General features: G+C 65.0%; 12 protein-coding genes and 1 pseudogene. 7 read left to right on the top strand and 6 right to left on the bottom strand.

From position 1 onward, the window contains the following. From Q0687_RS29750 to Q0687_RS29735, 4 genes and pseudogenes are all read left to right on the top strand, one after another. Nucleotides 1-517: pseudogene (locus tag Q0687_RS29750) on the top strand (DNA polymerase III subunit gamma/tau); the annotation flags it as partial. A gap of 43 nt (nt 518-560) precedes the next feature. Beyond that, a complete protein-coding gene (locus Q0687_RS29745; RefSeq protein ID WP_092226848.1) occupies nt 561-881 on the top strand; it encodes a YbaB/EbfC family nucleoid-associated protein in 321 nt (106 codons plus the stop codon). 1 nt (nt 882) lies between these two features. Continuing rightward, a complete protein-coding gene (recR, locus tag Q0687_RS29740) occupies nt 883-1,485 on the top strand; it encodes a recombination mediator RecR (RefSeq protein WP_298885005.1) in 603 nt (200 codons plus the stop codon). Between the two features lie 87 nt (nt 1,486-1,572). Further along, nucleotides 1,573-2,010, top strand: a complete 438-nt coding sequence (locus Q0687_RS29735) for a hypothetical protein (protein WP_298885004.1) — start codon at nt 1,573-1,575, stop codon at nt 2,008-2,010. Between the two features lie 141 nt (nt 2,011-2,151). On the opposite strand, the gene Q0687_RS29730 is transcribed toward Q0687_RS29735, so the two are convergent. After that, nucleotides 2,152-3,516 carry an MFS transporter gene (locus Q0687_RS29730; RefSeq protein ID WP_298885003.1) on the bottom strand — a complete coding sequence of 455 codons (1,365 nt, stop codon included), beginning with the start codon at nt 3,514-3,516 and terminating at the stop codon, nt 2,152-2,154. Between the two features lie 184 nt (nt 3,517-3,700). Further along, the gene (rmuC, locus tag Q0687_RS29725) at nt 3,701-4,900 is read right to left on the bottom strand and encodes a DNA recombination protein RmuC (RefSeq protein WP_298885002.1); all 1,200 of its coding nucleotides are present in this window, start codon (nt 4,898-4,900) and stop codon (nt 3,701-3,703) included. 170 nt (nt 4,901-5,070) lie between these two features. On the opposite strand from rmuC, the gene def reads away from it, so the two are divergent. From def to truA, 3 genes are all read left to right on the top strand, one after another. Beyond that, entirely contained in the window at nt 5,071-5,595 is a 525-nt protein-coding gene (gene def, locus Q0687_RS29720) for a peptide deformylase (protein WP_298885001.1), read from the top strand. A gap of 122 nt (nt 5,596-5,717) precedes the next feature. After that, entirely contained in the window at nt 5,718-6,653 is a 936-nt protein-coding gene (fmt, locus tag Q0687_RS29715; RefSeq protein ID WP_298885000.1) for a methionyl-tRNA formyltransferase, read from the top strand. Next, nucleotides 6,653-7,390, top strand: a complete 738-nt coding sequence (truA, locus tag Q0687_RS29710) for a tRNA pseudouridine(38-40) synthase TruA (protein WP_298884999.1) — start codon at nt 6,653-6,655, stop codon at nt 7,388-7,390. Before fmt ends, truA begins: the two co-directional genes overlap by 1 nt. 151 nt (nt 7,391-7,541) lie before the next feature. On the opposite strand, the gene dapE is transcribed toward truA, so the two are convergent. From dapE to Q0687_RS29690, 4 genes are all read right to left on the bottom strand, one after another. After that, nucleotides 7,542-8,708, bottom strand: a complete 1,167-nt coding sequence (gene dapE, locus Q0687_RS29705) for a succinyl-diaminopimelate desuccinylase (RefSeq protein ID WP_298884998.1) — start codon at nt 8,706-8,708, stop codon at nt 7,542-7,544. Next, a complete protein-coding gene (locus Q0687_RS29700) occupies nt 8,705-9,322 on the bottom strand; it encodes a DUF805 domain-containing protein (protein WP_298884997.1) in 618 nt (205 codons plus the stop codon). The genes dapE and Q0687_RS29700 overlap by 4 nt, the downstream gene beginning before the upstream one ends. Before the next feature lie 235 nt (nt 9,323-9,557). After that, nucleotides 9,558-10,403: a 2,3,4,5-tetrahydropyridine-2,6-dicarboxylate N-succinyltransferase gene (gene dapD, locus Q0687_RS29695; RefSeq protein ID WP_298884996.1), complete on the bottom strand. Its 846-nt coding sequence runs from the start codon at nt 10,401-10,403 to the stop codon at nt 9,558-9,560. Nucleotides 10,404-10,598: 195 nt separating this feature from the next. Next, a complete protein-coding gene (locus tag Q0687_RS29690; protein ID WP_298884995.1) occupies nt 10,599-11,294 on the bottom strand; it encodes a pyrimidine 5'-nucleotidase in 696 nt (231 codons plus the stop codon). Nucleotides 11,295-11,477: the final 183 nt, after the last annotated feature.

Below are 11,477 nucleotides of genomic sequence, written 5' to 3'. Positions count from 1 at the left end.
GTCGGCGTTCGGCGGCGGGGCCCGGCCGCAGATGGCGGCGCCGGCGCCGGATCCGCAAGGCGCGACACCGCAGCTGCGTGTCACCAGCTTCACCCAGCTCGTCGCGCTTGCCAGTCAGAAGCGCGACGTCATGACCAAGGCGGCGCTGGAAGGCGACATGCGCCTCGTCCGTTTCGAGGAGGGGCGGCTCGAAATCGCACTCGAGCCGAACGCCTCCAAGACCATGATCACCGAACTTGCGAAAAAGTTCGAGCTGTGGACCGGCCGCCGCTGGACGGTGATCGTGTCCAACGAGCAGGGCCAGCCGACGCTGCGTTCCGTGAACCAGGCCGCCAAGCAGGAACATGCGCGCAGCGCTGAAGCCGATCCGCGCGTCCAGGAGGTGCTGTCGCGCTTCCCCGGTGCAAAGGTCGTCGAGGTCCGCAGGCTTGCCCCCGAGACGCCGGAATCCAATGATAACGCCGACTACGGCTCTGACGATCCGCTCGACGGTTCCGACACCGACGACGATCTCTGAGCCAGCTTTCCAAGGACGAACACGCGGTTGAGGACAAGAACTCATGGCTGATTTTCTCGGCATGATGAAGCAGGCGGCGCAGCTGCAATCCAAGATGCAGGAGATGCAGGAATCTCTCGCCAACGTGGAGGTCGAGGGCATCTCCGGCGGCGGTCTCGTCGCCGTGCGCATGACTGCGAAGATGGACGTCAAGGGCATCAAGATAGATCCCTCGCTGATGAAGGCTGAGGAGCGCGAGGTGCTGGAGGATCTGCTCGTCACCGCGCTCGGCGATGCCCGCCGCAAGGCGGAGACCGCGATGCAGGAGAAGATGCAGTCGCTGACCGGCGGGCTCGGCCTGCCGCCGGGGCTGTTCGGCCAGTAACATGGGCGCGGTTGCAGGTCCCGAAATCGAGCGGCTGGTCCAGCTTCTCGCACGGCTGCCGGGTTTGGGCCCGCGTTCCGCGCGGCGTGCGGCGCTGCATCTGATCAAGAAGCGCGAAGCGCTGATGATGCCGCTGTCGTCAGCCTTGCAGGTCGCGCTCGACAAGGTCCAGGTCTGCAAGACCTGCGGCAACATTGACACGCAAAATCCCTGCACGGTCTGCACCGATCCGAAGCGCGATCCCGCCATCATCGTCGTCGTCGCCGATGTCGCCGATCTCTGGGCGCTGGAGCGGGCCAACGCGACGCAAGGTCGCTATCACGTGCTGGGCGCGACCCTGTCGCCGCTCGACGGCGTCGGCCCGCAGGACCTCTCCATCGATGCGCTGGTCGCGCGCGCCCACGCGGCGGAGGTGCACGAGATCATTCTTGCGCTGAATGCGACTGTCGACGGCCAGACCACCGCGCATTACATCACCGACCTGCTTCAGGACGCCAACGTCAAAGTCACCCGGCTGGCGCATGGTGTGCCCGTCGGTGGCGAGCTTGATTATCTCGATGAAGGCACGCTATCAGCCGCCATGCGGCAGCGGACTCTGTTCTAGAGCGTTTTCGAGCGAAGTGGATATCGGTTCGCGTGAAGAAAACGCGTCAAAACGAGAATCTCCATCCAGACTTACGGAACGGACGACATGACGAAACGATTCGCCACACGATCGGCTTTGGTCGCGACGATGCTGCTGCTGGTGACCCCGGCCATCGCCGCCGCGCAGCAGGACGATGGCGCGCCGCCACCGTCGAAGCCCGGCAGGCCGATCAGCGCCGGCGAGGTGCTGTCGGGCGAGCTGAACGCCATGAAGATTCGCGACGTCAAGAACGCCGGCAAGCGTGTCGCGATGTACCAGATCACCTCCGAGCCGCGCCGCCTGCCGGCGCCGAACGGCCTGTGCGATCTCGAGACCGGGCCTGAGACGTTCCAGCTCGTCACCTCCAGCGACGCGCAGGCCTCGCAGCTGAAATCCTTCGTCGGCAAGGAGATCTCGGTCAAGGTCGACGAGGTCGCCTGCGCCAGCGATCCCGGCCAGATGAGCGAGGCCGTGGTGACGAAGTGGAGTTTGGTGAAGAAGTAGGAGCGGCAGGCGAGGTGCTTCTCCAATTTCAAAGTCATCGCCCGCGAAGGCGAGCGATCCAGTACGCCGGGGCTTCTCGGCTCATTACAGCTGTCTCTGGAATAATGGATGCCCCGCCTTCGCGGGGCATGACACCGGGCTCTAAACCCTGACAGGCCCGAGCGCCTCGAAATGCCCACGCTTCTGCAGCCAGGTCAGCAGCACCAGGCTCGGAATCGCCACCAGCACGCAGATCACGAAGAACATCGGCCAGCCGGTTGCGCTGGCGACGAAGCCTGCGCCTGACGAGAGATAGGTCCGTCCCACCGCCGCGAGCGCGGTAAGCAGCGCATATTGGGTCGCCGTGTGCAGCGGATTCTGGCACAGCGCGGAGAGATAGGCGACGAAGATCACGGTGCCGACCGCGCTGGTGAAATTCTCGGCGCAGATCGCGAGCGCGAGCGCCCATTGATTGGTGCCGACCAAGGCAAGCCACGAGAAGGTGAGGTTGGCCAGCGCCTGCATCACGCCGCCGATCCAGAGCGAACTTGCCAGCGAATAACGCCGCGCAACGAAGCCGCCGGCAAAGCCGCCGATCAGCGTCGCAGCGAGGCCCACGCCCTTCACGATCGCCGCATAATCGTTGCGGGTGAAGCCGAGGTCGATCACGAACGGCGCCGTCATGGTGCCGGAGAACGCGTCGGTGAACTTGAACAGCACCACGAAGGCGAGCGCCGCGAGTGCGTCCTTGCGCGACAGGAATTCGGAGAACGCACCGATCGCCGCGTGCAGCACGCGGGCGAATGCAGGCTCGTCGTGTGTCACTGCTTCCGCCCGCACCGACTGCTCGGGCTCGGTCGCAACCAGCGCCGTGATCGTGCCGATCAGCACCATCGCCGCCATCACCACATAGCCCCACATCCAGGCCGATGCTCGCGGGATGCCGGTGCCCTCGAAGCCGGAGACGATGAACAGTGCGCCCGCGGTCGAGATCAGCATGCCGATGCGATAGGCCGCGACGTAAGCCGCCATGCCGGCGGCCTGCTCGCTCTCGGGCAGGCTCTCGACGCGGAAGGCATCGACCACAATGTCCTGCGTCGACGATGTCGTCGCCACCAAGAGCGCGCCGAGCGCGACATAGAACGGCGAACTCGCCGGGTCGGTCAGCGCCAGCAGCACGATCGAGACGATCAGCAGGATCTGCGAGAACAGCAGCCAGCCGCGCCGCCGCCCGAAGGCTTGCGTGAACAGCGGCACATGCAGCGCATCCACCAGCGGCGCCCACAGGAATTTTAGCGTATAGGGCGTGCCGACCAGCGCGAACAGCCCGATGGTCTTGAGGTCAACGCCGGCCTCCCGCATCCACACCAGCAGCGTCGAGCCCGACAGCGCCAACGGTAGCCCCGAGGAGAAACCAAGGAACAGCACGATCAGCACCCGCGGCTGCAGGTAAACGGCCAGACTGTCGCGCCAGGAGGTTGCGGGGGCGGGGGGCGCAGCGGGCGAGGTCGCGTCGGGTGCGGTCATGGTGAGGTGTTAGCAGATTCTGGAGGCGCTGCCTCTTCTCCCTCTCCCCGTTCTTACGGGGAGAGGGTTGGGGTGAGGGGCCTCTCTCCGCACGGGAGGTGGCCGCGAGACCTGTACCCCCTCACCCGAATTCGATCTGCGATCGAATTCGACCTCTCCCCGCAAGCGGGGAGAGGTAAAAACGTCACTCCCCAGCTTGCAGCTTCCTCGGAAACAGCTCGCCTGCACCCGTCGCCACCAGCCGCGGGCCTTCCGGCGCATCGCTCTTGCTGAAATCAAGCTCCTCGATCCGCCCGGCGCGCTTCTCGATCTTGTCGGCGGAGATCAGGATCTGGCGGACGTCTTCATTGGCGTCGGCAAAGTGCTTCTGCAATTTCAGCACGCGGTCGCGCAGGCGGCCGAGGTCGTCGCCGAGCTTGATCACTTCGGTCTGGATCTGGTCCGCAGCATCGCGCATGCGCGCGTCCTTCATGATCTGCTGCATCACCTGAATGGCCAGCATCAGCAGCGAGGGCGACACCAGCACGACGCGGGCGCGATAGGCCTTCTGGATCACATCGTCGAAGCCGTCATGGATCTCGGCGTAGACCGATTCCGACGGCACGAACATCAGCGCCATCTCCTGGGTCTCGCCGGTGACCAGGTATTTTTCCGCGATGTCGCTGACATGCTTCATCACGTCGGCGCGCAGCCGCTGCGTGGCGGCGCGCTTCTCCTCGTCGGTGCGGGCGTCGTGCAGCGCGGTCATCGCTTCCAGGGGAAACTTCGCGTCGATGCAGAGCGGGCGCTGGTCGGGCAGGAACACCACGCAGTCGGGCCGTTTTCCGGTCGAGAGCGTGAACTGGAATTCGTACGAACCCTTCGGCAGGCCGTCCTGGACGATCGCCTCCATCCGCGCCTGGCCGAAGGCACCGCGCGACTGCTTGTTGGCGAGCACGTCGCGCAAGGTCGTCACCTGCGTGGTGAGGTCGGTGAGGTTCTTGTGCGCGCTGTCGATGATGCCGAGCCGCTCGTGCAGCGCGCGCAGGCTCTCCATGGTGTTGCGGGTCGAATGTTCCATGGACTGGCCGACCCGGTGGGTCACCGAATCCAGCCGCTCGTTGACCGCCCGCGCCATCTCGGCCTGGCGGCCGGCCAGCGCCTGGCTCATGGCGTCGGCCCGGCCCGCGGCCTCGCTCTGGGCATGCAGCACCTGGGCGAGGCGCTCCTCCAGCTCGTCGGCCCGGATCGCATTCGCCATCGCGAGTTCCGCGCCGCGCCGGCCTGATCTCGCAATCACGACGGCAATCACCACCAGCAGGATGAGGACGAGGGCGCCGAAGCCGATCAGCGCATCGATCCCGCGCACCGGCCAGTCGCCCAGCATGAAAATGATCTCGTTCATGCCGCCCCTTCTAGCCGATTCGCGAGGCTGCGCGAACGAAGAGAGAACGATGGAGCTAACGGCCCCCTCATTTTTATGGTTACCAAAGGCTTAAGTTTTATGGTTAGCGGAGGGTTAACGCGTTCCCAGCCGCATTGACCGCTTGTCGCGCGCAGCTTAAATCGCCCGCCATGGCCCTCAGAGAAATCATCATCCTGCCCGACAAGCAGCTGCGTCTGGTCTCCAAGCCGATCGAGAAGGTTACGTCGGAGATCCGCAAGCTTGCCGACGACATGTTCGAGACCATGTACGACGCGCCCGGTATTGGCCTCGCCGCGATCCAGATCGCGCAGCCGGTGCGGCTCATCACCATGGACCTCGCCAAACCCAACCCGGACGGCGAGACCAAGCCGGAGCCGCGCGTCTTCATCAATCCGGCGATCATCGCCTCGTCCGACGAGCTGTCGGTGTACGAGGAAGGCTGCCTCTCGATCCCCGAATATTATGAGGAAGTCGAGAGACCTGCGAAGGTGCGTGTGCGCTTCACCGATTTGGACGGCAAGGTGCACGAGGAGGACGCCGAAGGCCTCTACGCCACCTGCATCCAGCACGAGATCGATCATCTCAACGGCGTGCTGTTCGTCGACTATCTGTCGAAACTCAAGCGCGACCGCGTGATCAAGAAGTTCGAGAAAGCCGCCAAGCGCGCGGAGTAAGTTACCCGTCATTCCGGGGCGATGCGCAGCATCGAACCCGGAATCTCGAGATTCCGGGTTCGGCTCTTCGAGCCGCCCCGGAATGACGTCAGTGGATCGCGTCCCTCACAGGTTTCTTTCCGATGCCCCTCCGCCTGATCTTCATGGGTACGCCTGATTTCTCCGTGCCGACGCTGCTCGAGCTGGTCGCGCATGGCCACGAGATCGTGGCCGTCTACACCCGCGCGCCGAAGCCGGGCGGGCGGCGCGGGCTGCAGATGCAGCCGACGCCGGTTGAGGAAGCCGCGCGAAAGCTCGGCGTGCCCGTGCTGACGCCGAAGACGTTGAAGACGCCGGAGGCGCTTGCCGAATTCAGCGCGTTCGAGGCCGATGCGGCCGTCGTCGTTGCCTATGGCATGATCCTGCCGCAGGCGATCCTCGATGCGCCGAAGCTCGGCTGCTACAATCTGCACGCTTCGCTGCTGCCGCGCTGGCGCGGCGCAGCGCCCATCAACCGGGCGATCATGGCCGGCGATGCCGAGAGCGGCGTCATGGTGATGAAGATGGATGTCGGCTTGGATACCGGCGACGTCGCCATGGCCGAGCGCCTTGCCATTACTGACAACATGACCGCACTCGACCTGCACGATCGGCTCTCGCGCCTCGGTGCCGATCTGATGGTGCGCGCGATGGCCGCGCTCGACCGCGGCGGGCTGCAGCTGAAGAAGCAGAGCGAGGACGGCGTCACCTACGCGGCCAAGATCGACAAGGCCGAGGCGCGGATCGATTGGAGCAAGCCTGCGCGTGCGGTGCTGCGCCATATCCACGGCCTGTCGCCGTTTCCCGGCGCCTGGGCCGAGCTCTCAGGCGTCAGCGAAAATGCGCGCGTGAAGATTCTACGCTGCGAGCTCGCCAAAGGCTCCGGCGAGCCGGGCGCAGTGCTGGACGATCACCTCACGATCGCCTGCGGCAAGGACGCGATCCGCATCCTCGAACTCCAGCGCGAGGGCAAGGGCCGGATGCAGGCGGCAGACTTTTTGCGCGGCGTGCCGTTGAAGCCCCCCGCTCGACTCGCCTGATGCCCCGCTACAAGCTCACCATCGAATATGACGGCGCGCCGTTCTTCGGCTGGCAGATCCAGGACACGCTGCCGTCGGTGCAGGGCGCGCTGGAAGCGGCGGTGAAGGCGATGACCGGTGCTGATTTGCGCGTGCATGGCGCCGGCCGCACCGATGCCGGCGTGCACGCGCGCGGCCAGGTCGCGCATGTCGATATCGAGAAGCAGTTTCCGCCCGGCCGTTTTCGCGACGGGCTGAATGCGCATCTCCGCCCGCATCCGATCGCGGTGCTGGAGGCCGAGATCGTGCCCGATAATTTCGAGGCGCGCTTCTCGGCCATCAAGCGCCACTACCGCTACCGCGTCATCAACACCCGCGCCAATCTCGCGCTCGACGCCGGCCATGCCTGGCGCGTGCCGCGCCGGCTCGATCCCGAGGCGATGCATGCGGCCGCGCAGCGCCTGCTCGGCAAGCACGATTTCACGACGTTTCGCGACACCGAGTGCCAGGCGAAGTCGCCGGAGAAAACCCTCGATCAGCTCGACGTGCTGCGCGACGGCCGCGAGATCATCATCCTCACCTCGGCGCGCTCGTTCCTGCACAGCCAGGTGCGCTCGATGGTGGGTTCGCTGGTCTGGGTCGGCGAGGGGCGCTGGACCGCTGACGATCTCTCCGCAGCGCTCGCGGCGCGCAACCGCGCCGCCTGCGGCATCGTCGCGCCGCCGGAGGGGCTGTATCTGATGAAGGTGGATTATTGACTCTTCGCCTCTCCCCGCTTGCGGGGAGAGGCCGGAATTTGCGAAAGCAAATTCCGGGTGAGGGGGACTCTCCGCGAGTCCATTGCCATCGAGTTTGCGGAGGCGGCCCCTCACCCCGACCCTCTCCCCGTGAGAACGGGGCAGGGAGAAGTCACCCAAAATACCGCGTCAAGATCCCGCGATAAACCTGCGTCAGCTTCTCCAGATCCGTCACCGGCACGCGCTCGTTGACCTGGTGCATGGTCTGGCCGACCAGGCCGAACTCGATCACCGGGCAATAGCTCGAGATGAAGCGCGCGTCCGACGTGCCGCCTGAGGTCGACAGCTCCGGCTTGCGGCCCGTTACCTCTTCGATTGCAGATACCGCGAGATCAGTGAACGAGCCGGGCTTGGTGACGAACACGTTGGAGTTTGACGGCTCCCAGACGATGCGGGCTTTGATGCGGTTGCCGCAGGCCTTGGCGAGGCGCGTCTCGACCAGCTCGCGCAAGGATGCCTGTGTATGGTTATCGTTGTAGCGGATGTTGAACCTGGCGCGGGCCTCGCCAGGGATGACGTTGAAGGCCTTGTTGCCGACGTCGACGGAGACGAATTCGAGATTGGAGGCCTGGAACTGCGCGCTGCCGTGATCGAGCGGTTCGTCCGAGATCGCGACGATCAGGCGCGAAATATCCGGCACCGGATTGGCGGCGCGGTGCGGATAGGCGACATGGCCCTGCACGCCATCGACATACAGCGTGCCCGACTGCGAGCCGCGGCGGCCGACCTTGATGGTGTCCCCGAGCGTCTCGACATTGGAGGGCTCGCCGAGCACGCAATGATCGAATATTTCGCCGCGCTCCGCCGCCCACTTCAACAGCTTGATGGTGCCGTTGATGGAGACGTCTTCCTCGTCGCCGGTGATCAGGAACGAGATCGAACCCTTTCCGTCCGCGCGTGCCTTGCCGCCGTTCGCGGCGAGATGCTCCAGCACGGCCGCCACTGAGCAGGCGATGCCGCCCTTCATGTCGACCGCGCCGCGGCCGTGCAGAAAACCGTCCTTCACCTCGCCCGAGAACGCGCCGACGCTCCAGGCGCTCTCGTCGCCGGGTGGTACCACGTCGGTATGGCCGGCGAAGGTGATGTGCGGGCCCTCGGTACCGATCCGCGCAAAGAGATTGTCGACGTCGGCGGTGCCGTTCTCGCTGAAGGTCACGCGGTGGCAAGTGAAGCCTGCTGCGCTCAGCGCCTTTTCAAGCACGCCGAGCGCGCCGGCATCTTCAGGGGTTACCGAGGGGCAGCGGATGAGGTCGCGGGCAATGGACAGGGCATCGGTCATGAGCCCCGCTTAACATGCATGCCGCCGGGTGGGCTAGCGTTGGGCGGCACGAATTCAAGCTCGCGGCTCTGGTCCCAGCTTTTCGCAGGGGAGGTGGAGACGTGCTCGGCCTCCGGGTCGGGACCGAACCGGTTCGGTCCTCTGGTGCCGCGCAGGAAGCCGGTCTCGACAAAAGCCGCGAGGGTCAGGATGGCGCTCGCCAGCGCGAGCGGCAACACCCAATAGCTGTCCGGAAGGCGCTCCTCGAACTGCTTGTAGAGGCCCGGCAGCACGAAATAGGCGAACAGCCACCAGGCGCTCTTGTCGCGGTCATGCAGGCGCTTTACCACGATCGCGAGATAGATCCAGAGCATCAGCACTGACGCTACCAGCTTGAGCAGCAGCAGCGGCAGATGGTCCAGCAGCGACCATCGATAGGCCGTGGGATCGACGATCTTGAAGACGTCGTCCGCGTTCAGTTCGAACGGTCCAACCTTGCCGGTGAACGCGAACATGAGGCCCGCGCAGATGAAGAGCAGCAGGATCAGGCCGACCAGGACAAAGATCAGGCTGCACCAGAACCCGGCCCGGCCGATCCGGCCGTCGAAGCGGAAGAGATACCAGGTCCAACTCATGCGAACGGCTCCGGGCGAAGGCGCCCGGAGATTGGTCGCGAGGGAGGAATGGTGGGTTCGATCCCGCTCGCAGTCCCGTCATCCCGAGGTGCGAGTGGCGCGATGCAAAAGCATCGCGCCGGGAGCCTCGAAGGATGAACGGCCGGGATGCAGCTACCAGCCGGGCCGTCGCCCTTCGAGGGCCGCCGAAGAGGCGGCCACCTCAGGGTGACGGATTACATCTTGTAGATGAGGATCAATCCCGCAGCAGCTCGTTGATGCTGGTCTTCGACCGCGTGCGCTCGTCGACGCGCTTGACGATCACGGCGCAGGCGGTGCTGGGGCCGATCTGGCCGTTCTTCATCGGCTTGCCGGGCAGCGCGCCGGGCACCACGACGGAATACTCGGGCACCTCGCCCATGAAGATCTCGCCGGTCTCGCGGTCGACGATCTTGGTCGAGGCGCCCAGGAATACGCCCATCGCCAGCACGGCGCCCTTGCGCACGATGACGCCCTCGGCGACCTCGCTGCGCGCGCCGACGAAGCAATCGTCCTCGATGATCACGGGCTCGGCCTGCAGCGGCTCGAGCACGCCGCCGATGCCGGCGCCGCCGGAGATGTGCACGCGCTTGCCGATCTGCGCGCAGGAGCCGACCGTGGCCCAGGTGTCGACCATGGTGCTCTCATCGACGTAAGCGCCGAGATTGACGAAGGACGGCATCAGCACGACGTTCCTGGCGATGAAGGCCGAACGGCGCACCACCGCGCCCGGCACGGCGCGAAAGCCGGCTTCGCGAAAACGGTTGGGGCCCCAGCCTTCGAACTTCGAGGGCACCTTGTCCCACCAGTTGGCCTGGCCCGGCCCGCCGGGAATGACGTCCATGTCGTTGAGGCGGAAGGACAGCAGCACGGCCTTCTTCAGCCACTGGTTCACCTTCCACTTGCCGTCGGCCCCCCGCTCGGCAACGCGCGCCTCGCCCTTGTCCAGAATCTCGAGCGACTGGTTCACGGCCTCGCGGACTTCGCCCTTGGTCGAGGTCGAGATGCCGTCACGCGCCTCGAAAGCGCTGTTGATGGTGGATTCCAGGGCGGACAGGGACATCGGAATTTCCTCTTCGTATCGGGAATTTTGATGGATTAGGGCGCTTTTTCGGGATTTGGGGGGACGGAGTCAAGCTTGGTTCGGTGTCATCACCCGCATTGCGCGCTGGAGCGGGTGATCCAGTACGCCGCGACGGTTGTGATGACTCGAGATGGCAGTGATGACTGGATATCCCGCCTTCGCGGGGTTTGACGGCTAGTTGGGGTGCGACAGCCCGCCCAAGAACCCCGCCAGATCATCCGTGACGTGGTCGACATAGGCCGCATCGCGGCCCTCCAGTTCCCAATCCTCGCGCACCACGTCCTTGGTGCCGTCGGGCACCACCAGCACCGTGGTCATGCCGAGCTGATGCGGGACGGTGAGGTTGCGGGCGAGGTCCTCGAACATGGCGGCCTTGGTTGCATCGACGGCATGCAGATCGAGAAATTTCCGATAGGTCTGCGCCGCGGGCTTGGGCTCGAATTCGGCAGCGATGATGTCGAAGACACCGTCGAAATGCGTGGCGAGGCCGAGTCGCGCCAGCACCGCGTCGACATGATCGACCGAGCCGTTGGTCAGGATCAGTTTTCGCCCCGGCAGTTGTGCGATGGCCGCGCCCAGCGCCGGGTTCGGCTCCAGAGGCGAATGGTCGATCTTGTGCACATAAGCGAGATAATCGTCGGCACGCACGCCATGCAGGGTCATCATCCCGCGCATGGTGGTGCCGAAGCGCTGGTAATAATCCTTCTGGATCTTGCGCGCTTCCGCCGGACCGACATGCAGCCAGTTGCACACGAACTCGCCGATCCGCGTATCGACCTGCTGCCACAGATTGACGTGATGCGGATACAGCGTGTTGTCGAGGTCGAACACCCAGGTGTCGATATGGCTGAAGGCGCGGGGTTGGGTCATTTCAAATCTCTTCTGTGGGCCGAAGCAGCAGCTCCGCCTTCCATCGTCGTCCTGGCGAAAGCCAGGACCCATACTCCGCGGCCCATCAATGGGGCATTCTGGTCATCGTTCTTCGTCAAACCCAATCTTGGGGTGATGGGGTGGACGGCCCCCTACGGCATCAGTGTGCCAGAATGAGGTTGT

Source organism: uncultured Bradyrhizobium sp. (assembly GCF_936928535.1).
In the GTDB taxonomy this organism is placed as follows: Bacteria; Pseudomonadota; Alphaproteobacteria; order Rhizobiales; family Xanthobacteraceae; genus Bradyrhizobium.
The sequence above is the reverse complement of the archived record's forward strand: the minus strand, read 5'-3'. Positions and strand labels throughout refer to the sequence as shown.

Excerpts from the sequence above, each read along its gene's own strand:
- def (WP_298885001.1), top strand. The coding sequence starts at position 5,071 with ATGGCCCTCAGAGAAATCATCATCCTGCCCGACAAGCAGCTGCGTCTG.
- truA (WP_298884999.1), top strand. The coding sequence starts at position 6,653 with ATGCCCCGCTACAAGCTCACCATCGAATATGACGGCGCGCCGTTCTTC.
- Q0687_RS29745 (WP_092226848.1), top strand. The coding sequence starts at position 561 with ATGGCTGATTTTCTCGGCATGATGAAGCAGGCGGCGCAGCTGCAATCC.
- Q0687_RS29690 (WP_298884995.1), bottom strand. The coding sequence starts at position 11,294 with ATGACCCAACCCCGCGCCTTCAGCCATATCGACACCTGGGTGTTCGAC.
- recR (WP_298885005.1), top strand. The coding sequence starts at position 883 with ATGGGCGCGGTTGCAGGTCCCGAAATCGAGCGGCTGGTCCAGCTTCTC.
- rmuC (WP_298885002.1), bottom strand. The coding sequence starts at position 4,900 with ATGAACGAGATCATTTTCATGCTGGGCGACTGGCCGGTGCGCGGGATC.
- Q0687_RS29735 (WP_298885004.1), top strand. The coding sequence starts at position 1,573 with ATGACGAAACGATTCGCCACACGATCGGCTTTGGTCGCGACGATGCTG.
- fmt (WP_298885000.1), top strand. The coding sequence starts at position 5,718 with ATGCCCCTCCGCCTGATCTTCATGGGTACGCCTGATTTCTCCGTGCCG.
- Q0687_RS29700 (WP_298884997.1), bottom strand. The coding sequence starts at position 9,322 with ATGAGTTGGACCTGGTATCTCTTCCGCTTCGACGGCCGGATCGGCCGG.
- Q0687_RS29730 (WP_298885003.1), bottom strand. The coding sequence starts at position 3,516 with ATGACCGCACCCGACGCGACCTCGCCCGCTGCGCCCCCCGCCCCCGCA.
- dapD (WP_298884996.1), bottom strand. The coding sequence starts at position 10,403 with ATGTCCCTGTCCGCCCTGGAATCCACCATCAACAGCGCTTTCGAGGCG.
- dapE (WP_298884998.1), bottom strand. The coding sequence starts at position 8,708 with ATGACCGATGCCCTGTCCATTGCCCGCGACCTCATCCGCTGCCCCTCG.